Origin of the sequence: Cetobacterium sp. 2A (assembly GCF_014250685.1) — a bacterium.
Classification (GTDB): Bacteria; Fusobacteriota; Fusobacteriia; order Fusobacteriales; family Fusobacteriaceae; genus Cetobacterium.
On record NZ_JACFAJ010000006.1, the window covers coordinates 436,162 to 456,914 of the forward strand.

Sequence of the window (20,753 nt, forward strand, 5' to 3'; positions counted from 1 at the left end):
GCCCCCTATATTATATTTATTTTTTGAAATAATTAACTCCATTGGCAAAGATATCTTGTTCTTTATTTCCATTTATATTTTTGAAAAGTCCATCTTCGTAACGCTCCGAGTGAGCCATCTTACCAAAGATTTGTCCACACTTTGAAACCATTCCTTCTATAGCATAATTAGATCCATTTAAGTTATAATCTCCATCCATAGTTGGATTTCCTAGTTCATCACAATACTGAGTTACAATTTGTCCATTTTCAAATAGTTGCTCTGCAAATTCTCTACTTACAACAAATTTTCCCTCTCCATGAGATACTGGAACTTTATGAGTTTCTCCAATTTCAAACGATGATAACCAAGGTGAATTTACAGATGTTATTCTTGTATTTACCATTCTTGAAATGTGACGATTTATATCATTTCTAAATAGAGTCGGAGCTGTTTCATCTAGCATATCTACATCCCCGTGAGGTAACAGTCCTGATTTTATAAGAGCTTGGAATCCATTACATATTCCTAAGATTAATCCTTCGTTTTCTAAAAGTTTTTTTACACTATTTTTTATCTTTGGATTTTGTAAAATATTGGCTATAAATTTCCCAGATCCATCTGGTTCATCTCCAGCACTAAATCCACCAGGAATCATGAATATTTGACTCTCTTCTATCTTTTGAGAAAGTTTTTCAATTGATTCTTTTATCTCTTCTACACTTAGGTTATTGAAAACAAATATTTCAGTTTCAGCACCAGCTGATTCAAAGGCTTTTCTTGAATCGTATTCACAGTTATTTCCAGGAAAAACTGGGATCAGAACTTTTGGTTTATCATAAAGTTTCTTTGCTTTTAATTTTCCTTTAGTTGAATTTGTAGTATTTATAATCTCACTTTTCACTTCAACTTTATATGGATATATTTTTTTATATCTTTTTTCCCATTCTGTTTGAGATTCTTGTAAACTGATAATTTCACCGTTTATGTTTACATCTTTATTTTCTACTGTTTTTCCAATTAATTTTCCAAATTTTAACTCTTTTGTTGTCTCAACTATAAGTGAACCTGGCATAATTTGAAGTACATCTTCTAGTGTTTCAATCTCAGCACCGATTTCATTTCCAAGTGCCATTTTTATAACTGATTCAGCTATTCCTCCAAACTTTATTGTTGAAGCTGATACTATTTTCTTCTCATTTATTGCTTGAATCACACCATCATAATTAGTTTTTATTTCTTCATAATTTGGCAAGTAATTTTCTAGCATACTGTTTTTTATCAAGTATATATAGTTTCCAGCTTTTTTAAATTCTGGAGATATTATGTTTTTAACATCTTCTGTACAAACTGCAAATGATATTAGAGTTGGAGGTACATCTAAATCTTTAAATGTTCCACTCATACTGTCTTTTCCACCAATCGCTGGAGTTTGAAACTCTAACTGAGCTTCTATTGCACCTAGTAGAGCAGAGAAAGGTTTTCCCCATCTCTCAGATTTTGTTCCCAACTTCTCAAAATATTCTTGGAAACTAAGTCTAGCTTTTTTATAATCTCCACCAGTTGCTACTATTCTTCCTAAAGATTCTATAACTGCATATATAGCTCCAAGGTACGGTGAATACTTTGCTATTAGTGGATTATATCCATATGTTAGAACTGAACAGCTGTTAGTCATTCCAAACGTTGGAAGCTTTTGAACGGAAGCTTCTGCTTCTGTTAATTGTTTCTTTCCTCCAAATGGCATAAGAACACTACTTCTTCCAATTGATGCATCAAACATCTCAGCCATTCCCCTTTGAGAAGCAACATTCATATCTTGAAGCATATTTAGTATTTCTTGTTTTGTTCTTTTCTCTTTATATTCAAATGGATTTTTTCCCTCTTGTGTATTTATTTGAATCTCTTGCTCTTGTCTAACTCCATTTGTATCAAGAAACTCTCTTGAGATATCCACTATTTTTTTACCATGATGATTTATAACAAGTCTTTCATCTTCTGTTACCGTTGCAACTATTGCAGACTCAAGATTTTCTTCTCTTACTAAAGCTTCAAATCTTTTTGCATCCTTTTCTTCAATAACTACTGCCATTCTCTCTTGAGATTCTGATATAGCAAGCTCTGTTCCACTAAGCCCTAAATATTTTACTGGAACTACATCTAGATTTATCTCTACTCCTCTTGCAATCTCTCCAATTGCAACGCTCACTCCACCAGCTCCAAAATCATTTGATTTTTTAATCATTTTAGTTACTTCAGGATTTCTAAATAATCTTTGAATTCTTCTCTCTACTGGGGCATTTCCCTTTTGAACCTCAGATGAACATTTTATCAGTGATGTTTCATTATGTTCCTTTGAAGAACCCGTTGCTCCTCCAACACCATCTCTTCCTGTTTTCCCACCTAAAAGAACTATTAAATCTCCAGCTACTGGCGTTTCTCTTCTAACGTACTCTTTCTTCACTGCTCCAACAACTGCTCCAACTTCCATTCTTTTAGCTCTATAACCATCGTCATAAATCTCTTTTACAAAAGTAGTTGCCAGTCCAATTTGATTTCCATAAGATGAGTATCCATTGGCTGCTCCCTTAGATATTCTCTTTTGTGGAAGTTTGTTAGGAAGACTATTTTCTATCTCTTCACAGATATTTCCTGCTCCTGTTATTCTCATAGCTTGGTATACATAAGCTCTTCCAGAAAGTGGATCTCTTATAGCTCCTCCAACACAAGTACTTGCTCCACCAAAAGGTTCAATCTCTGTTGGATGGTTATGAGTTTCATTTTTAAACATCAATAACCATTTTTCAATAACTCCATCTACATCAACGTCCACTTCAATACTACACGCATTTATCTCTTCAGATTCTTCCAAATCTTCTAAATTTCCATTTTTTCTTATTGTTTTAGCACCTATTGTGGCCATATCCATAAGTGTCATAGGTTTTTTATTTCCGTGTATGCTCTCTCTTAATTGTAAATATTTTTCATATGCTCTTTGAATTGTTTCTTTAAATTTTCCTTCTTGAATTGTTACATCTTTTAGAATAGTTTCAAAAGTAGTGTGTCTACAGTGATCTGACCAGTATGTATCTAGTACTTTTATTTCAGTTTCACTTGGGTCTCTTGCTTCTTCATTTTTAAAATAGTTTTGAATATGCTTTAAATCTTTTTCAGTCATAGCTAAAGAATGAATTTCTAAAAATTCTCTTAGACCATCTTCTGACATTTCTCTAAAACCTTTATAGATAGGTATTGAATTAATTTCGATATTTTTTTGATTAGACAATTGAGACAAATCTTTTTCCATTGTTTCAATTGGATTTATTAGATAGTTTTTTATTGCTTGAAAATCTTTTATCTCTCCATGAAAAACGATTACTTTTCCACTTTTTATTTCTACTCCGTCTCTATTGCTAAGAAGAGTTAAACATTGCTGAGCCGAATCAGCTCTTTGGTCATATTGCCCTGGTAAAAACTCCAAAGCCAAATAATTTAATCTTGATAAATGCAGTTCATCATACACAAAATCTGTAACTGGTTCTGATAAAACCTTTGTTTTTAATAGAGTTATATCTTCAGAGTTTGCATTAAATATATCATACACATTATAAATCTCTATTTTTGACAGTCCAGTTTCTTTTAAATTTTCTTTTATCTCTCCTAATAATGAATTGCTTTCAACTTGAAATCCCTCTTTTTTCTTTACAAATACACGTCTATTCATTTCCCCTCCAAATATAGTGATTCAGCTCTTTCAATTATTTCATTTAGTTGATTACCTGTAAAATTTATATGACCCATTTTCCTATTTATTTTCCACTCTTTCTTCCCATAGATATGAAGAATTTCGTTTTCGTTATCTTTAAAATTTTCTATATATTTTTTATGTTCTCCTAAAACATTTAACATAACACTATTTTTAATAAGTTTTGGTAAATCCATTTTTTCTCCACAGATGCTTTTTATATGCAGGTGAAACTGTGAACTATCACATCCATCAGTAGTATAATGAGCACTATTATGTGGTCTTGGAGCCATTTCATTAAAGTATATTTCTCCTGCTTTTCCTATGAAAAACTCTATTCCTAGTGGACCTACAAAATCTAAATTTTCTATTATTTTTTTTGAAATCTGTTCAACTTCTTTTTTTAACTCATCATCTATTCTTGCTGGGACTATAGTCATATGAAGAATCCCATTTTTATGAATATTTTCTCCAACAGGGAATGTTATAACGTCTCCATTAACTCCTCTAACTACCAGACATGATACTTCTAAGTTAAAATTAATCATCTCTTCTAAAATACATTCAGTTTTGCCCGTTTCAATTTCCTTTAAATCTGATTCATCTCTTATTATCCACTGACCTTTTCCATCGTATCCACCAGCTGTGGTTTTAAGTATTGCCGGATAACCTATTTCAGTTATGGCATCTTTTAAGTCCTCTTGACTCTTTACGACTTTAAACTTTGCTGTTCTTATTCCTAATTTTGCAACAGCAGTTTTTTCTCTAATTCTATTTTGACTTATATAAAGGGGTCTATTTCCTTGGGGTATATAGGCATCTAATTCTTTTAAAATCTCTAATGATAAAGTTGGAACATTTTCAAATTCGTAAGTTATAACAGATGAAAGCTCTGCCATCGTTTTCAGTGCTTCTTTATCATCATAATTTGCCATTATGAAAGTATCTGCTGAAAATCTTGCACACGCATCTTCTGATGGATCTAATACTAAAGTTTTATAGTTTAGCTCTTTTGCTGCCTCACATAACATCTTAGCTAGCTGACCACCACCGAGTATCCCAATAACTTTTCCCTTTGTTATTTTCACTCATTCACCTCACTATTTTCTAGAATTTGCATTTTCATAGAGTGTCTAAACTGTTTTATCTTCTCAGATACCAAGCTATCTTCTAGCCCTATTATTTGAGCTGCTAAAATTCCTGCATTCTTAGCTCCGGCTGTTCCTATTGCAACTGTTGCAACTGGAATTCCTCCAGGCATTTGAACTATCGATAGAAGTGAATCCATACCTTTCAAAGCTTTTGACTCTACCGGAACACCTATCACTGGAAGAGTTGTTAAACTAGCAACCATTCCTGGTAAATGGGCTGCTCCACCAGCACCAGCTATTATAACTTTAATTCCTCTCTCCTCAGCACTTTTAGCATATTCAAACATCAGTTCTGGAGTTCTGTGAGCAGATACTATTTTCACTTCATGTTCTATCCCAAACTCCTTTAACATCTTTATTGCCTCAGACATAGTTGGTAAATCGGATTTACTTCCCATTATGACACCGACTTTTATCATTAAAATCCTCCCCCAAAGTGTTTTAAGTATAAAAAAAAGGAAACCACAAGATATGGGTTTCCTTAAGTCATATAATTTTTGCGTACACAAAAAATATCGTATCACAAAACTATATGCTCATAGTCCGCAAATTTAAGGTTCGCAGGTAGAAACTCGTCATCCATATCATGACTATTATATAAGCTCTATTTTGATTCAATTATTTATTTCGTTTATGTATGCACTATAGCATGTATATGTTTATTTATCAACTATTTTTTTGAATAAATATCAATTTTCTGATAAGGAATTTCGATATTATTTGCATCAAATACGTTTTTAACTTTCTCGTTACATCCAAAATATACGTCCCAATAGTCGTCCTTTTTTACCCAAGCTCTGAACACAAAGTCCAATGAACTTGCGTTGTGCTTCACAAGTTTTATCATATTTTTATGGTCATGTAATATTCTAGAATCTTCATCCATAACTCCTTGAAGAAGTTTTATAACTTTTTCAATTGGAGTGTCATATGATACAGAAAATATTAGATCTACTCTTCTTTCTGCGTTAATAGAATAGTTGATTATTGGGTTATTTGCTAACTGCCCATTTGGCACAATTATTCTTTTATTATCTACTGTGTTAAGAGTTGTATATAAAATATGAATCTCATCAACTGTTCCTTCTACTTTACCATTATCTGAAATATAGTCTCCTTTAGAGAACTGTTTAAACATTAAAATCAGTACTCCTCCTGCTAAATTCGAAAGACTTCCCTGTAATGCTAAACCTACTGCGATACCTGCAGTACCTAAAATTGTTACTAATGAAGTTGCTTGAACTCCAATTATACTAATTACTAAAAATAAATATGCAACATATATCAATGTTTTTATTAAAGATATAGTGAAAGTTTCAAGTAGTGCCTCAACTTTATTCTTTCTCATTGCTGCTCTTGTAACCCTAAGAATTCCATCCATTAATGGTCTTGCTATAAAAAATAGCACTATCAATAGAATTATTCTAATTGCTATTCCAGGTAATACGTCTACAAAACTGTCTTTGAATGTATTTAATACATTTATCATAGAACCTCTCCTTTTTTATATTTTATTAAATTATTTATACTATATTGTATTATATTTATATTCCTTTCACAAGAAAAAAAAAGACACACTTTTCAGTATGTCGTGATTTATTTATTATGGTGGAAACAACAGGACTTGAACCTGTGACCCCCTGCTTGTAAGGCAGGTGCTCTCCCAACTGAGCTATGCTTCCGATGGTACCCCGTAGGGGAATCGAACCCCTGTTTATAGAGTGAAAATCTATTGTCCTAACCGTTGAACGAACGGGGCAACTCTAATAACAAAATTAGTATATCATAATCGCTATCTTTTGTCAATGAGTTTTTTATTTTTATTCTCGTGATTTAAAAGCCATTCTTTCTTGCTGATTCCACCGGCATATCCAACAAGTTTTCCACTCATTCCAATAACTCTATGGCATGGAATCACAACTGCTATTTTGTTTTTATTATTTGCTCCACCAACTGCTCTAACAGCTTTTGGATTTCCAATTCTTACAGCTATATCTTTATAAGTTGCAGTTTCTCCATATGGAATTTTTATAAGTTCTTTCCAAACATTCTTTTGAAATTCTGTCCCATTTAATAAAATAGGTATATTAAACTCCAATCTTTCACCGATAAAATATTCACTTAATTGCTTTATAATATTTTCAGTCAATTTATTTTTATTCTCTTGTTTTAATTCTTCATCTATAAAATCTAATCCTAATAAATAGTCCTCATCATTAATAACTCTAATCATTCCTAAAGGTGATGTATAATATCCCAAATATTCCACAATTTTACCTCCTTATAACAAATTAATTAGCTAAGAAACTTTCTATTTTACTCATAAGATACTCAGGACAATCTAAAAATGGAGAGTGTCCTGAATCTTTTAAGACAATAACTTCACTTTTACTGTTAAGTGCTTTTGCAGTCTCATCTATTTCGTCTTTGTTAACAATACAATCATTTTCACCCCAAGTCAAGAGAACTGGAGCTTTTATATTCTTAATATTGTTATTTCCATTTGAGCATCCATTATTTTCGTTTGAAATATTGAATGTAGATAATGCTCTATATATTTCTATCAGGTTTCTTTGATTTAAAGATGCCTCGATATATTCCTTGTTATCTTTTTCATCAGGTTTCTTGTTTACATAGATTGCTTTATCCCAAAGTTCTTCCATAAAATTGGTATCTTTACTATTTATAGCATTTGATATAGTCATCACTTGAACAGGATCATAAACTGGACATCCTTTATACCCTACACTCTCTATTAAAATAAGTGCATCTATATTCTCCGGATAATTCGAAGCATAATCTAAACACACACATCCTCCAGCAGACCATCCAAGTAGAACAAATGATTCAATCTTTAATTTCTTAATAAATTCATGTAAATCTTTTGATAAATCACCTATTTCATTTATTTTTTTTATATAACTACTTTGTCCAAATCCACGTAAATCTGGGATGTAAACTGTATAATCTTTAGGTAAATATGGAATTATAGGTTTGAAATGGAGCCCTGAACATATATTTCCATGAATCATTATCATTACCTTACTTCCATTCTCAATTTTTCTATATGATATTATTTCATTATTTGATAATTTTATATTTAACAAATTTAATCACTCCCTCAGCTGATTAATAAAATAAAAAAAAACACACGTTAGTGTGTTTAAAATTTCATTTGGTGGCGGGGATTGGATTCGAACCAATGACCTTCGGGTTATGAGCCCGACGAGCTGCCAACTGCTCTACCCCGCGACATGTATTTGTTTGTTCTGTATATATAGATAATACCAAAGATTTAAACCTTTGTCAATCTTTATTTTTCTGGTAAACTATTTGTATAGGAGGGGAGTCATGAGAAAAAAATTAATTAACAACAATAATAGAGAGTTTTTTTCAGTTTTAAAAGAATCTATAATTGAATGTGAAGAATTTCATTTCATAGTTTCATTCATTAGGTTTAGTGGGGTACAAATGCTTCTTGATATTCTTAATGAGGCTAAAAAAAGAGGTATAAAGGGTAGAATAATTACAACAAATTACATGGGCATCACAGAGAAAAAAGCTTTGGAATCTCTTTTGAAGTTTGATAATATTGAACTGAGATTTTTTGATGCAAGAAAAATAGGATTTCATCCAAAAGGATATATTTTTAAAAATGAGAAGAAAAGTAAAATAATAATTGGGTCTTCCAATATATCTAAAGGTGGACTTAAAAGCAATTTAGAGTGGAGTAGCGAAGAAATTGTTTGTAACATATCAAAATATTTTAATGATGTCATGGACGAATTTGAATATATCTGGGACAAATCTCAAAGTTATGATGAAAGATACTTTCTAGATCAAGAATTTAACTATATAAAACTTCCTGTGGTAGATGAAATAGGTGAAGAACTAGCTAGTTACTCTATGAGTAGTTCTGAAATAACTCCTAATTATATGCAAGAAATAGCTCTTAAAAACATAGATAGAATTAGAAGAGGAAATGCTACAAAAGCTCTTGGAATAGCAACAACTGGAACTGGTAAGACATATCTTGGCGCTTTTGATGTCAAAAGAATGAATCCAAGAAAAATGCTATTTCTTGTTCATAGAGATGAAATCTTAACTTCAGCTTTGAAAAGTTTTAAAAACATAATACACCATAAAACTATGGGAAAATATACTGGAACTATAAAAGAGATAGAATCGGACTATCTTTTTGCAACTGTCCAAACTATGGCTAGAAATCTTTATGAGTTTAGTAGAGATGAATTTGATTACATCATAATAGATGAAGCTCATCATATGGCCGGAGAAACATATCAAAGAATAGTTGAATACTTTACACCAAAATTTCTACTTGGACTTACAGCAACTCCTGAGAGAGCAGACGGGGTAAATATTTATGAGAAGTTCGATGGAAATATAGTTATGGAAATCAGATTAAAAGAAGCTCTAGATGAACAGCTCATTTCACCTTTTCACTACTATGGTATCACTGATATAAAAGATATTGATTTATCAGATGTAGATATAAGCAAAATAGAAGAGGTTGCTAAAAAACTAATGGTTCATTCAAGAACTACTTATATTCTTGAAAAGATGTCATTTTATGGATACTCTGGAGAAAAACAAAGGGTTCTTGGCTTTTGTGCAAACATAGAGCATGCTAAATATATGGCCGAAGAATTTTGTAAAATGGGGGTAGAAGCTGTAGCACTAACGGGAGAAAATACTCCGGAAGAAAGAGACATCCAAATAAAAAAACTTGAAAATAAAAACTCAAAATTAAAAGTTATCTTTACTGTTGATATTTTTAATGAGGGTGTGGATATCCCAAATATAAATACTATTCTTATGCTTCGTCCAACTAACTCTCCAATAATATTTATTCAACAACTTGGTAGGGGTCTTAGAAAAACAAAAGAAAAAGAGTTTGTAACTGTCCTAGATTTTATAGGTAATCATAAGAAGGCATTTCTTATCAGTTTAGCTTTAACTGGAAATTCAACCTACGACAAAGACTCGTTGAGAACAGCTCTCAAAACAGACTTTAGAACGCTCTCAAACCAAATTCATGTGAGCATGGACGAAATAGCTAAAGAAGAAATTTTAAAACAGATTGAAAACGAAAATTTCAACACTATGAAGTATCTAAAAGAGGAATATTTAAATTTTAAAAATATTCTAAAAAGAGTTCCAAAATATTTAGATTATGTCAATTATGAAGCTGCACCAGATATATGTAAATTTTTAATAAAATCTAAGAGCTATGCCAAGTTTTTAAAAAATATGGATGAAAAGAACTATTCTTTCAATGAAAATGAGATAAAAATTTTAGAAGATTTAGAAGGGATGCTTCCAATTAAAAGAGTTCATGAGTTTACAAATATCAAATTTCTAATTGATAACTTATCTCTTGATATCGCTCAATCTGAAAGCGAAGTTTTAAAATATGTGCAACATACTGAAAAAGAAACTGTAGAACATAGCTTCAAATATCTAAACTGGGAATTCTTAGATGATGGTGAGAAGAGAAGAAAAATAAAACTCTTTAATCTTTCTGAAAACATTTTACGAAAAACTGAAGACTTTGAAAAAGCTTTAAAAAATGAAACATTTAAAGAATATTTAAAAGACATGTTAATGTTTGGTATTTTAGATTATGAAAAGAAATTTGGAAACGAGGATTACGGAACTCCTTTCCTAAAACTTTATGAAAATTATAGTATGAGAGATATTGCCCTTCTTAGTAATTATGGAAAAATGCATAGTTCATACAGGAACGGAGTAAATCCAAGTGAAGATAAAAAAAATTACTATATGTTCATAAATCTAAATAAAGAAGAAGGAATAAAGGAAAGTATAAATTATAGAAATAAAATTTGTGATCCTCTTCATTTTCAGTGGCAATCACAGAGTAAAACTTTATTATCTTCTGAAACAGGTCAAAATTTAGTTAATAATCGTGAAAAAAACGTTAATCTTCATTTCTTTATGAGAAAGTTTTGTAAAATTGATAATATTACTCAACCTTTTGTATATTTAGGGACTGGAGATGTAATTAATCACCGTGGTGAAAAACCAATCGATACACTAATAAAATTACATACTAAAATAGAACCTAAAATTTATTTGGATTTAACACATCTTTAAATTAAGGAGTAAATTTTATGAAAAAAGAAATTAATGTTGCAGCAGCTATTATAAAAGATCATTCAGGTAAAATACTTTGTACTTTAAGAAAAAATAGTAATCCTTTAGGAAACTTCTGGGAATTCCCAGGTGGAAAAATCGAAAAAGATGAAACTTCTTTTGAAGCCATAGAAAGGGAAATTTATGAAGAATTAAATTTAAAAGTTGTAGCTAAAAATACTTATATGAAAAATACTCACGAATATAAAGAGGTCATTGTAAATTTAATTCTGATAGAGTGTGATGTTTTGGAAGGAACTATAATTCTAAATGACCATTCAGCTTTTTTATGGCTAAAGACAGAAAATTTAAGCTCTTTAGTTTGGGCTCCAGCTGATATTCCAGCTGTAAAAAAACTAATGTCATAATTTTTTTATTTTTTAGAGGATTATTGCAATATATTTTAAATATTATGGAAAATATATCATCTAAAATAGGAGGAAAAATTATGGGATTTTTAAGCTGGATTATTCTTGGTTTAATTGCAGGAGCTCTTGGTAAATGGCTTATGCCTGGTGTAGATGGTGGTGGATTTTTCAACACTATGATTTTAGGTATAATTGGTGCTCTTGTTGGTGGTTGGATTGGTAGTATCATTGGGATAGGTTCTATTAGAGGACTTAATCTTGGTAGTATCTTTACCGCTACTTTTGGAGCATTTTTAGTTCTATATATCTATAAAAAAATTAAAGAGAAATAGAGGTAATTATGTTACAATAGGTCGAGTTAATAACTCGATCTTTTTTTTTGAAATACCGATATAGGAGTTGATAAACCTTGAATAATAATCTTTTAGAAGAAGCTAATAGATGTTTAAACTGTAAAAAACCTCTTTGCAAAATACATTGTCCAATATCCACAGACATACCAAATATAATCAATCTTTTCAAAGCTGGTGAACTTGAACTAGCTGGGGAGACTTTATTTGAAAATAATCCTCTCTCAGTTGTATGCTCTATAGTTTGTCCACATGAAAAACAGTGCTTTGGTCATTGTATAAAAGGAATTAAAGGAGAATCTGTAAATTTCCCAGAAATCGAAAGATTTATCTCTACAAAATTTTTAGAGAGTATAAATTTATCTAAAGAGGAGGGAACAGATAAACAAAGAATTGCAATAATTGGATCTGGACCTTCTGGAATTACACTGGCATTTATCCTATCGAGAAAAGGATATAAAGTTACTATATTTGAAAAAAATGAAAAGTTTGGTGGAGTTTTAAGATATGGAATTCCTGAATTTAGATTATCTAGAGAACTTTTAGACCTTTTAGAAATGCAACTAGTTAAACTTGGAGTTAAGATTAGATATAATGATTTAATTGGCCCAACTACAACTATTGATAAACTTTTCAGTGATGGTTACTCTGCAATCTTTATAGGAACTGGTGTTTGGAATCCTAAGAGTTTAAATATAAAAGGAGAAACTTTTGGTCATGTCCACTACGCAATAAATTATTTAAAATCTCCAAATTCTTTTAACCTAGGTAAAAAGGTTATAGTTATAGGTGGGGGAAATGTTGCTATGGACGCTGCTAGAGTTGCTAAAAGAGCCGGAAGCGATGTCACTATAGTTTATAGAAGAGATATTAAAGATATGCCTGCAACGAAGGTTGAGATAAGAGAGGCTTTAGAAGATGGTGTAAACTTTATCACACATCATTCTCCTGTTGAAATATTAGATAATGGTATGAAATTTACCAATACTACTGATAACTCAGAAGTTACAATAGAATGTGACTCTATAATTATTGCTGTCAGCCAAGCTCCTAAAAACAATATAGTTTCTACTGCTAATGATATAAATATTAATCAGTGGGGTCTTATTGTAACAGATGAATTTGGGCATACTTCTAAAAAAGGGGTTTTCTCAGCTGGAGATGTAGTTACTGGAGCTAGAACAGTTGTAGAAGCTGTAGCTAATACAAAGAAAGTTGCTGAAGCGATTATGGAGTATTGCTCTAAAAATTAACTAATAAAACAAAAAAAAGAAAAATCCCTCGGGGGGAGTGAGGGATTTTTCAGGTGGGGGGATAATTTTATAACTTTTTCCACTTATTTGGGGGATACTTATATGACGCAGTTACCCTCAAAAAAGTTTTAAATTTTTATTTATTTTTATTTTTTTTCAAAAATATCTATATTTACTTCTACAGTCATTTGTAAATTATCTAGTGCAAATAGCCTATCTATGCCATCTTTAGGACTTCTCCATCTGTACGGTGTCATATTAAAAAGATTTATTATACTTTCATTTTCTTTTATCTCAATTCCGTATGAAGAGTTTACTGTTTCTAAATATGCAAAATCTTTTAAATCTTCTATCGGAGAATAAAATTCCTTTCTAACACTTTCATAAACTACTTCTTTCATTTCTAAAAGATGATTTTCTCCAGTTGATACTATTATTATTTTTCCACCCTTTTTTAAAGTTCTCATATCTTCTTCTGGAATAATTTTAGCAAACATACAAATTATAAAATCTAATGATTCATCCTCTATAGGAAGGTTGCTAGCAGATGCCACTATCCAATCCATACCTTTATAAGCTCTTGCTGCTGCAATAACCGCTTCTTTTGAAATATCTATTCCAACTATTGCAGGATTTTTTCCAGAACTAATAAGAGAGTCTCTTAAAAGATTAGTATAGTATCCTTCTCCACATCCTATATCTAAGATATTTAAATTCTCTATGTCTTTAGAATATTTTAAAACAACCTCATTAACTGCATTTGAAATTCCTTTATAATAATTTCTTTCTAAAAAATTCTTTCTAGAAAGAACCATTTCTTTATTGTCTCCTGGTATTTTACTGTTCTTTTGATTAGAAAGTAATAAGTTACTATGACCAAACTTTGAAATATCAAAAGAATGATTTTTAGAACATCTATAACTTTTTTCTTCTCTTTCTAACTTTTCTTTACAAATAGGACAAATAATCATTTAAACTCCTTTTAAAATATTTTTATATTATTTCTTCTAGTTTCAGTTCTCTAATTTCTCCTGGTTCCATATCTCCAAGCTCTATATTTCCAAACTTTACTCTCTTTAAATAGTCAACTCTATTTCCCACAGCTTTTAACATCTTTTTTACTTGATGATATTTCCCTTCAGTTATTGTTAAATGAATCGCTTTAGGATTTAAATATTCAACTTTTGCGGGTAAACATTGGTATCTATCATCAATTATAATTCCATCTTCAAGTCTTTTTATACTCTCTTCTGAAATTTCTCTATTTAATTCAACATAATAAACCTTTTCAAATTTCTCATCTGGATGTGTCATAGAATAATTTAATGCCCCATCATTTGTAAATAGTAAAACACCTTCTGTGTCTCTATCTAACCTTCCAATTGGAAAAATCGATCTTGTATCCATCCATTCAGGCAAAAGATCAACAACGGTTTTCTTTCTTTCATCCTTCATTGCCGTTATATACCCAGCAATTTTATATAGAACATAATATTTCATCTCTTTGTACTTTAATTCTTTATCTTCAAAAGTTATTATATCAGTTTCAGGATATACATCTATTCTTTCATCTAATATAATTTCACCGTTAACTTTAACTTTTCCATCTAATATTTCTTTTTTTATAACTTTTCTACTTCCAACTCCACACTCAACCAAATATTTCTCTAATCTCAAATTCTTTTCCTCCAAAATTATAGATTCTAAATATTTTACCATTATTTTTAAAGAAAAGAAATTAAAATATATGGTAAAATTATGAGAAACAAACTATTAAGCGGAGGAACAAATGGCAAATAATATTGGAGATTTAGAATTAGGAAAAAAAATAACTGAATATAGAAAGGCTAAAAATCTGAATCTATCGGCCTTAGCTGCTGAAATTGATTTAAGCGTATCAATGCTTAGTCAAATTGAAAAAGGAATGGCAAATCCATCTTTAAATACATTAAAACTTATCTCTAAAACATTAGATGTATCTTTATTTAACTTTTTTATAGAAAATGATCAGAAAAATAATTTGGTAGTTAAACCAGAAAATAGAAAAAAAATTATTCTTCCAGAATCTGAAAATATATCTTATGAACTTTTAACTCCAGATTTAAAAGGAACAATCGAGTTTGCTTTAATGAAGATAGAACCTGGGTACTCATCTTCAATAAACTTAATAAGTCATACTGGAGAGGAGATGGCTTATGTTATGAAAGGAAATATTGATATATATTTAGATACTCACGATAATAAATTATCTTTATCTGCTGGAGATAGCATTAGAATTTTACCAAATATGAAACATAGATGGGAAAACAACTACAATGAGGATTCGGAGATTATTTTTGCTGTAACTCCTACATCTTTTTAAAAAATAATTAAAAAAAAGCTTGAAAATTCCTATTTTTTTAAATATAATTAAATAACTTTAATGACATTAAATAAAATTAGGAGATAATAATGAATATAAATAATCTTTCAACACCTTCATTTTTACTTGATTTAAATAAATTAGAAAAAAATATCAATGATTTCCAAAAAATGGCTAATGATAATAACTGTTCTCTTTGGCCTATGTTAAAAACTCATAAGAGTACTGAAATTACAAGAATGCAAATTGAAGCTGGAGCAGAAGGTATCTTAGCTGGAACTATTGACGAAGCTTTCTTAGTTGTAGAAAAATCGAATGTAAAAAAAGTTATGCTTGCTTATCCAGTTTTAGGAAAAGAAAATATAAACAGAGTTTTAGAATTAAAAGAGCTTGCTGAAGTATATATTTCACTTGATGGAATAGAAGGCGCTAAAGAAATAAGTGCAGCTTTAGGGGATAACGAAATTAATTATCTTTTAATTTTAGATTCTGGACTTCATAGATTTGGAGTTTCTTCAGATAAAATAGCTGATTTAGCAAAAGAGATTTCACAATATAAAAATCTTAAATTCAAAGGAATTTGTACTCATACAGGTCAAGTTTATGGTGTACCTGATGCTACTCATTTACCGGCTGTTATCGAAGAAGAAATAAAAACTACAACTGATGCTGTTAGAAATCTTGAAAATGCAGGATTCAAATGTGAAGTTGTTGCTACAGGAACTACACCTACATTCTCTGAAGCTATAAAATCTCCAGTTATTAATGTAACTAGACCTGGAAACTATGTTTTCTTTGATGTTATCCAAGTTGCTCTAGGAATTGTTAAAGAGGAAGAGTGTTCTCTTACTGTTATGGCAACTATTGTTTCTAAGCCTTATGATGATCTATTCATTTTAGACTGTGGAAGTAAATGCTTAGGATTAGATAAAGGAGCTCATGGTTCTTCTCTTATAAATGGATTTGGAATGGTTAAAGGTCACTCTGAGCTTTCAGTGATTGGTTTATCTGAAGAGGTTGCAAAAGTTAAAATCGAAGGTAATACTACACTAAAAGTTGGAGATAAAGTTCAAATTATCCCTAACCATTCATGTTCGGCAGCAAATATGACAAGTTTCTTAATTGGACATAGAGATGGAGAAGTTGAAAGAGTAATCGAAATCGATATCAGAGGAAACTCTCAAAGACCAAAGATAGGATAATAAGTAAAAAGGTTGGAAGTAACTTCCAACCTAAACTTGTTTCACATCATTCCAATTGTAATTTGGATCTCTTCTTTTCATCTCTTCCACAGCTTTTATTTTATCATCTTCATTTTCATATTTAACATCTATTTCTTTTAATTCATCTAAAAATTTATGAAGTCTCAATTGTTCCTCTGGATTTTTTGAAAACTTTAACTTTTCTTCTAATTCATTTATCTTTTCTTTAATCTCTGCCATTATTTTCATTTTTACCTCCCTCTACATAACAACCAAAATAAACCTTCTTGTCTTCTTATACTATTTTTTTCAATTTATCCTCTCAATTTAAAATTTTACTTAGATATTTTACAGAAAACAGATTATAATATTAAAAGATGACTATTAATATTATTAAGGAGATGATTAAATGAAAAATGTTACAAGAGATAAACTTATTGAGTTTTTAGAAAAGCATCTTATGCTTGCAAGAAAAGAGAGAGGGGAACTAGTTGTTCTAAATACTTCACAAGAAGATGAGTATGTTATTGCAAATATAAAAGATTTTGCAAAAGTTCCAACTAAAAGTGGAGATTTAGTAGAAGTAACAATCTATGTTAAAGATGATGATATTTTCTACGAGGAATACAAAATTTTAGGTCCTGTTGAATCACACCCGTTCCAAAAGTTTATGAAAAAGTAATTAGAGGAAATTTATCCTTCTCAAAGAAAAATAATTTATATTTTATTGAGGAGGTTTTGGAAAATGGCAATAATATTATTTCATATGAAAGATTGTAAAGAATGTGATAAAGCTAAAGATATGTTAAAAGGTTTTGCAAATGTTGTATATATTGAGGCGTCTTCTGGAGATAAACTTTTGAAAGAATATAATGTAACCAAATTTCCAACTTTAATTTACCAAAGAGATGATGACTATGCTGAACCTGAATATTACGTTGGACTAGACGGTGTTCAAGAGTTTGCTGAACTTCATAACGATAATTACTAAAATGATATGCTCCCTTTATATGTTATTATAAAGGGAGTTTTTTATTTTTATAGATACCTTTATATACTATTTTCTGCTTCTTCCCACTCTTTTTCTTTAAATCCAATTAAAACTTTATTTTCAGTTATCAAAAGTGGTCTTTTCACAAGCATTCCATTACTTGCTAAGATTTCTAAGAGTTCATCTTCAGAAGCTGTCGCTACTTTATCTTTTAGATTCATTTCTCTATATAGTATCCCACTTGTATTAAAAAATTTCTTTATTGGTTGACCACTTATTTTTATAAATCTCTTTAATTCCTCAACAGTTGGTCTATCTTCAACTATCTGTCTATCTTTAAATTCGATATTTCTACTTTCTAACCATTTTCTTGCATTGGCACATGTACTACACTTCTTGTAATTTAAAAATAATCTTTCCATCTTCAAACCCTCCTAAATTAAGCCTCTAATTGTATCTATGTATTAATTTTACCATATATTTGCTTTTATTTTACCCTAAATTTAAAGTTTACTTTTTTCCTATTTTAAGTTATAATTAGAACTAAATGTTTAAAAATAAAATGGAATATAACCTAAAGGGAGAAAAAACCAATGAAAAAGTCTGCACTATTTTTAGCTTTGCTAAGTTTAAGTATTATTTTCACATCTTGTAATTCAAAAAAAGATACTGAACGTTCTTTTATCGCGAAGGCTGGAGGATTCTCTGGAGAGATCAAAGTAAATGTAACTACACTAGGAGATAAAATTAAAGATGTTGAACTTGTTTCTCATAATGAAACTGATCACATCATCTCAAGAGCTTTCCCAATTTTAAGAGAAAGAATTCTTGAAGCACAATCACCAATTATTGATAGCGTTTCTGGAGCTACATACACATCTTTTGGAGTTAAAAGAGCTGTTAATGAAGCCCTTAAAACTGCTGGAAAAGATTTCGGTAAAATTACAAATAAAACTAAGGCTCCTGAGCAACCAGTTGCTCACTTAGAACCTGTTAATACAGATTTAGTTATTATCGGTGGAGGTCCTGCTGGTCTTGCTGCTGCTATATCAGCTAAAGAAGCTGGATTAAAAAATGTAATCTTAATAGAAAAATTAGATATTTTAAGTGGTAATGGTAAGTATGATATGAACTTCTACGATTTAATAAACTCTGAAGCTCAAAAGAAAGCTGGAATAGAAGATTCAGTTGAAAAATTTATACAAGACAATGCAAGTCCAATGGATACTCCTGAGCGTACAAGAGTACAAGCTGAAGGTTCATTTAAACTTGATTCTTGGCTAAGAAGTTTTGGTGTAAACCTTAACCATTATTATGGTAATAGAGGGCATATGGCTGAGAGTAATGCTTATGCTGGTGCACATGTTCAAGATGGGCTAGAAGCTAAAGCTAAGGCTCTAGGAATAGATATTCGTCCTAATACAAAAGGTTTAGACCTTATAATTGAAAATGGTATTGCAAAAGGTGTTAAAGTACAAAACAAAAATAACTTCTATGATATAAATGCAAAAGCTGTAATCCTAGCAACTGGAGGATTCTCTGCAAATAAAGAATTACTTGCAAAACATGCTCCTGGTTCAGAGATATTCCAAACTTCAAACCAAATTGGAGCTACTGGAGATTTCATGCCTGTATTTGAGAAAAATGATATAGGATTAGCTAACCTTGATGTATTAAGTATTTTCCCATTCATAATCAGTCACACTAGAGACCTTACTGGTGGTGGAGATGGATTTATGTTAGTTAACAAAAACGGAGAGAGATTCACTAGTGAGAAGATAACTTTTGATAAAAGAGTTGCAACTGCACAAAAAATCTTAGATCAACCTGATAGCGCTGCTTTCTATGTATATGATCAAAACCTTTATAACTCAAGCTACCGTCTACAAAAGCATACTGAAAAAGGATACCATACTAAAGCTGATACACTTGCTGAGTTAGCTACTAAAATGAATATTCCTGCTGAGAAATTAACTGAAACTATGGAGAACTTTAATAAAGCAATTCGTGGAGAAATGGCTGATCCATATAGAGAAGTTCCATTTAAAAGAGAATTCAAAACTGAAGGACCATACTATGCTGTTCAAGTTGAATCAGCTATTCATATGACTAAAGGTGGAGTAGTTGCAAACGAAAATACTGAAGTATTATATAATAGTGGAGAAATTGTAAAGGGACTTTATGCTGCTGGAGAAGTTGCAAACAGTAGTGCTGCTTATAGTGCTTCTGTTATCTTTGGACGTATTGCCGGAGAAACTGCTGCTAAATTCATAGAGCAATGAAACAATTTAAAAAAGTCTATATAGAAATTTCTAATATTTGCAATCTGAAATGTAGTTTTTGTCCTGTTACAAAAAGAAAATCTCAATATATGTCCCTTGAGAATTTCAAATATATTCTTGAACAGATTAAGCCCTATTCAAAATATATTTATCTCCATGTAAAAGGCGAACCACTTTTCCATCCTAATCTCTCAGAGATTCTTAGAATTAGTAAAGAGGAAGGATTCTTTGTCAACATCACTACAAATGGAACTTTGGTTACAAATCAAAGTTCCCTTCTTTGTGGAGAAAATGCACCTAGACAAATAAATTTCTCACTTCACAGTTTTGATGGAAATTTAGATTCAATTGATAACAATAACTATTTAGATAATGTACTAACTTTTGTAGAAACATCTTTAGAGCAAAATAAGACTTATATATCTTTAAGACTTTGGAACTTCAATGCCAATGATCATGATTCTATACAACAAAAGGGAAATAGATATATTCTAGATAAAATTGAAAGTAAATTTAAATTGGATTATAAGATTGCTGAAATGCTTGTTCCTGGAAAAGGATTAAAGCTAAAAGATAAACTCTATATAAACTCTGACTTAGAATTTAAATGGCCTGAACTTAGTGATTCTCATTATGAAGAGGAGGGATTTTGCTACGCTCTTAGAAACCAAATAGCCATTCTAGTTGATGGAACTATTGTTCCTTGTTGTCTTGATGGTGAAGGGGTTGTAAATCTAGGAAATATTTTTAAAACAAGTTTTAAGGATATTTTAAATAGTGAAAGAACTCAAGCTATCTATAACGGTTTTACAAACCATAAAGCCGTTGAAGAGCTTTGTAAAAAATGTCAATTTAAAGAAAAGTTTGATAAAACAAAAGAACCTACTGAATGTTAA

Annotated in this window: 20 protein-coding genes, 3 tRNA genes and 1 riboswitch; of the genes, 10 read left to right on the forward strand and 13 right to left on the reverse strand. The window is 30.5% G+C overall.

All coding sequences use genetic code 11. From position 1 onward, the window contains the following. Positions 1-16 precede the first annotated feature (16 nt). The 9 genes from H3N56_RS05955 to H3N56_RS05995 all read right to left on the reverse strand — a co-directional run bounded on the left by H3N56_RS05955 (position 17) and on the right by H3N56_RS05995 (position 8,127). Positions 17-3,703, reverse strand: a complete 3,687-nt coding sequence (locus tag H3N56_RS05955; protein ID WP_185880338.1) for a phosphoribosylformylglycinamidine synthase — start codon at positions 3,701-3,703, stop codon at positions 17-19. Next, a complete protein-coding gene (purK, locus tag H3N56_RS05960) occupies positions 3,700-4,812 on the reverse strand; it encodes a 5-(carboxyamino)imidazole ribonucleotide synthase (protein ID WP_185880339.1) in 1,113 nt (370 codons plus the stop codon). Before purK ends, H3N56_RS05955 begins: the two co-directional genes overlap by 4 nt. Continuing rightward, positions 4,809-5,294 (reverse strand): 5-(carboxyamino)imidazole ribonucleotide mutase, encoded by a 486-nt coding sequence (gene purE / locus H3N56_RS05965; RefSeq protein ID WP_185880340.1) that lies wholly within the window; start codon positions 5,292-5,294, stop codon positions 4,809-4,811. Before purE ends, purK begins: the two co-directional genes overlap by 4 nt. Before the next feature lie 100 nt (positions 5,295-5,394). Next, a riboswitch (purine riboswitch) is annotated at positions 5,395-5,496 on the reverse strand. Positions 5,497-5,545: 49 nt separating this feature from the next. Then, positions 5,546-6,364 (reverse strand): mechanosensitive ion channel family protein, encoded by an 819-nt coding sequence (locus H3N56_RS05970; RefSeq protein WP_185880341.1) that lies wholly within the window; start codon positions 6,362-6,364, stop codon positions 5,546-5,548. A 117-nt stretch (positions 6,365-6,481) separates the two neighbouring features. Beyond that, positions 6,482-6,557, reverse strand: a tRNA-Val gene (locus H3N56_RS05975). A 2-nt stretch (positions 6,558-6,559) separates the two neighbouring features. Next, positions 6,560-6,634: transfer RNA gene (locus H3N56_RS05980), tRNA-Glu, on the reverse strand. A 33-nt stretch (positions 6,635-6,667) separates the two neighbouring features. Then, positions 6,668-7,144, reverse strand: coding sequence for a methylated-DNA--[protein]-cysteine S-methyltransferase (locus tag H3N56_RS05985; protein ID WP_370521058.1), 477 nt, complete (start codon positions 7,142-7,144; stop codon positions 6,668-6,670). A gap of 22 nt (positions 7,145-7,166) precedes the next feature. Beyond that, positions 7,167-7,982, reverse strand: a complete 816-nt coding sequence (locus H3N56_RS05990; protein WP_221893440.1) for an alpha/beta fold hydrolase — start codon at positions 7,980-7,982, stop codon at positions 7,167-7,169. Positions 7,983-8,051: 69 nt separating this feature from the next. Beyond that, positions 8,052-8,127 (reverse strand) — tRNA-Met (locus H3N56_RS05995). Between the two features lie 99 nt (positions 8,128-8,226). Here H3N56_RS05995 and H3N56_RS06000 point away from each other — a divergent pair. The 4 genes from H3N56_RS06000 to H3N56_RS06015 all read left to right on the forward strand — a co-directional run bounded on the left by H3N56_RS06000 (position 8,227) and on the right by H3N56_RS06015 (position 13,020). Then, positions 8,227-11,010, forward strand: a complete 2,784-nt coding sequence (locus H3N56_RS06000; RefSeq protein ID WP_185880342.1) for a DUF3427 domain-containing protein — start codon at positions 8,227-8,229, stop codon at positions 11,008-11,010. 17 nt (positions 11,011-11,027) lie between these two features. Then, complete coding sequence (locus tag H3N56_RS06005) at positions 11,028-11,417, forward strand: (deoxy)nucleoside triphosphate pyrophosphohydrolase (RefSeq protein WP_185880343.1); 390 nt, start codon at positions 11,028-11,030, stop codon at positions 11,415-11,417. An 80-nt stretch (positions 11,418-11,497) separates the two neighbouring features. Beyond that, positions 11,498-11,749: a GlsB/YeaQ/YmgE family stress response membrane protein gene (locus H3N56_RS06010; protein WP_185880344.1), complete on the forward strand. Its 252-nt coding sequence runs from the start codon at positions 11,498-11,500 to the stop codon at positions 11,747-11,749. Between the two features lie 77 nt (positions 11,750-11,826). After that, positions 11,827-13,020, forward strand: a complete 1,194-nt coding sequence (locus H3N56_RS06015; protein WP_185880345.1) for an NAD(P)-dependent oxidoreductase — start codon at positions 11,827-11,829, stop codon at positions 13,018-13,020. Between the two features lie 146 nt (positions 13,021-13,166). On the opposite strand, the gene H3N56_RS06020 is transcribed toward H3N56_RS06015, so the two are convergent. Together H3N56_RS06020 and H3N56_RS06025 are read right to left on the reverse strand one after the other, a co-directional pair. After that, the gene (locus tag H3N56_RS06020) at positions 13,167-13,991 is read right to left on the reverse strand and encodes a putative RNA methyltransferase (RefSeq protein ID WP_185880346.1); all 825 of its coding nucleotides are present in this window, start codon (positions 13,989-13,991) and stop codon (positions 13,167-13,169) included. Positions 13,992-14,013: 22 nt separating this feature from the next. Then, the gene (locus H3N56_RS06025) at positions 14,014-14,697 is read right to left on the reverse strand and encodes a pseudouridine synthase (RefSeq protein ID WP_185880347.1); all 684 of its coding nucleotides are present in this window, start codon (positions 14,695-14,697) and stop codon (positions 14,014-14,016) included. A 112-nt stretch (positions 14,698-14,809) separates the two neighbouring features. Between H3N56_RS06025 and H3N56_RS06030 the strand changes: the two genes are divergently transcribed. Both H3N56_RS06030 and H3N56_RS06035 read left to right on the forward strand, forming a co-directional pair. After that, positions 14,810-15,382: a helix-turn-helix domain-containing protein gene (locus H3N56_RS06030; protein WP_221893441.1), complete on the forward strand. Its 573-nt coding sequence runs from the start codon at positions 14,810-14,812 to the stop codon at positions 15,380-15,382. A gap of 89 nt (positions 15,383-15,471) precedes the next feature. Beyond that, entirely contained in the window at positions 15,472-16,584 is a 1,113-nt protein-coding gene (locus tag H3N56_RS06035; protein ID WP_185880348.1) for an alanine racemase, read from the forward strand. A gap of 30 nt (positions 16,585-16,614) precedes the next feature. Here the strand turns inward: H3N56_RS06035 and H3N56_RS06040 are convergent, their stop codons facing one another. Further along, positions 16,615-16,833: a hypothetical protein gene (locus H3N56_RS06040; RefSeq protein ID WP_185880349.1), complete on the reverse strand. Its 219-nt coding sequence runs from the start codon at positions 16,831-16,833 to the stop codon at positions 16,615-16,617. 160 nt (positions 16,834-16,993) lie between these two features. On the opposite strand from H3N56_RS06040, the gene H3N56_RS06045 reads away from it, so the two are divergent. Together H3N56_RS06045 and H3N56_RS06050 are read left to right on the forward strand one after the other, a co-directional pair. Next, entirely contained in the window at positions 16,994-17,266 is a 273-nt protein-coding gene (locus H3N56_RS06045) for a hypothetical protein (RefSeq protein WP_185880350.1), read from the forward strand. A 63-nt stretch (positions 17,267-17,329) separates the two neighbouring features. Continuing rightward, positions 17,330-17,575 (forward strand): hypothetical protein, encoded by a 246-nt coding sequence (locus H3N56_RS06050; protein WP_185880351.1) that lies wholly within the window; start codon positions 17,330-17,332, stop codon positions 17,573-17,575. Positions 17,576-17,634: 59 nt separating this feature from the next. On the opposite strand, the gene H3N56_RS06055 is transcribed toward H3N56_RS06050, so the two are convergent. Then, complete coding sequence (locus tag H3N56_RS06055) at positions 17,635-17,997, reverse strand: arsenate reductase family protein (RefSeq protein WP_185880352.1); 363 nt, start codon at positions 17,995-17,997, stop codon at positions 17,635-17,637. Between the two features lie 171 nt (positions 17,998-18,168). Here H3N56_RS06055 and H3N56_RS06060 point away from each other — a divergent pair, with 171 nt between their 5' ends. Further along, positions 18,169-19,857 (forward strand): FAD-binding protein, encoded by a 1,689-nt coding sequence (locus H3N56_RS06060; RefSeq protein WP_185880353.1) that lies wholly within the window; start codon positions 18,169-18,171, stop codon positions 19,855-19,857. Then, complete coding sequence (locus tag H3N56_RS06065) at positions 19,854-20,753, forward strand: radical SAM/SPASM domain-containing protein (RefSeq protein ID WP_185880354.1); 900 nt, start codon at positions 19,854-19,856, stop codon at positions 20,751-20,753. Before H3N56_RS06060 ends, H3N56_RS06065 begins: the two co-directional genes overlap by 4 nt.

Coding starts and splice junctions, on each gene's coding strand:
- H3N56_RS05955 (WP_185880338.1), bottom strand. CDS start 3,703: ATGAATAGACGTGTATTTGTAAAGAAAAAAGAGGGATTTCAAGTTGAA.
- purE (WP_185880340.1), bottom strand. CDS start 5,294: ATGATAAAAGTCGGTGTCATAATGGGAAGTAAATCCGATTTACCAACT.
- H3N56_RS05970 (WP_185880341.1), bottom strand. CDS start 6,364: ATGATAAATGTATTAAATACATTCAAAGACAGTTTTGTAGACGTATTA.
- H3N56_RS06000 (WP_185880342.1), top strand. CDS start 8,227: ATGAGAAAAAAATTAATTAACAACAATAATAGAGAGTTTTTTTCAGTT.
- H3N56_RS06005 (WP_185880343.1), top strand. CDS start 11,028: ATGAAAAAAGAAATTAATGTTGCAGCAGCTATTATAAAAGATCATTCA.
- H3N56_RS06010 (WP_185880344.1), top strand. CDS start 11,498: ATGGGATTTTTAAGCTGGATTATTCTTGGTTTAATTGCAGGAGCTCTT.
- H3N56_RS06020 (WP_185880346.1), bottom strand. CDS start 13,991: ATGATTATTTGTCCTATTTGTAAAGAAAAGTTAGAAAGAGAAGAAAAA.
- H3N56_RS06030 (WP_221893441.1), top strand. CDS start 14,810: ATGGCAAATAATATTGGAGATTTAGAATTAGGAAAAAAAATAACTGAA.
- H3N56_RS06035 (WP_185880348.1), top strand. CDS start 15,472: ATGAATATAAATAATCTTTCAACACCTTCATTTTTACTTGATTTAAAT.
- H3N56_RS06040 (WP_185880349.1), bottom strand. CDS start 16,833: ATGAAAATAATGGCAGAGATTAAAGAAAAGATAAATGAATTAGAAGAA.
- H3N56_RS06045 (WP_185880350.1), top strand. CDS start 16,994: ATGAAAAATGTTACAAGAGATAAACTTATTGAGTTTTTAGAAAAGCAT.
- H3N56_RS06050 (WP_185880351.1), top strand. CDS start 17,330: ATGGCAATAATATTATTTCATATGAAAGATTGTAAAGAATGTGATAAA.
- H3N56_RS06055 (WP_185880352.1), bottom strand. CDS start 17,997: ATGGAAAGATTATTTTTAAATTACAAGAAGTGTAGTACATGTGCCAAT.
- H3N56_RS06060 (WP_185880353.1), top strand. CDS start 18,169: ATGAAAAAGTCTGCACTATTTTTAGCTTTGCTAAGTTTAAGTATTATT.
- H3N56_RS06065 (WP_185880354.1), top strand. CDS start 19,854: ATGAAACAATTTAAAAAAGTCTATATAGAAATTTCTAATATTTGCAAT.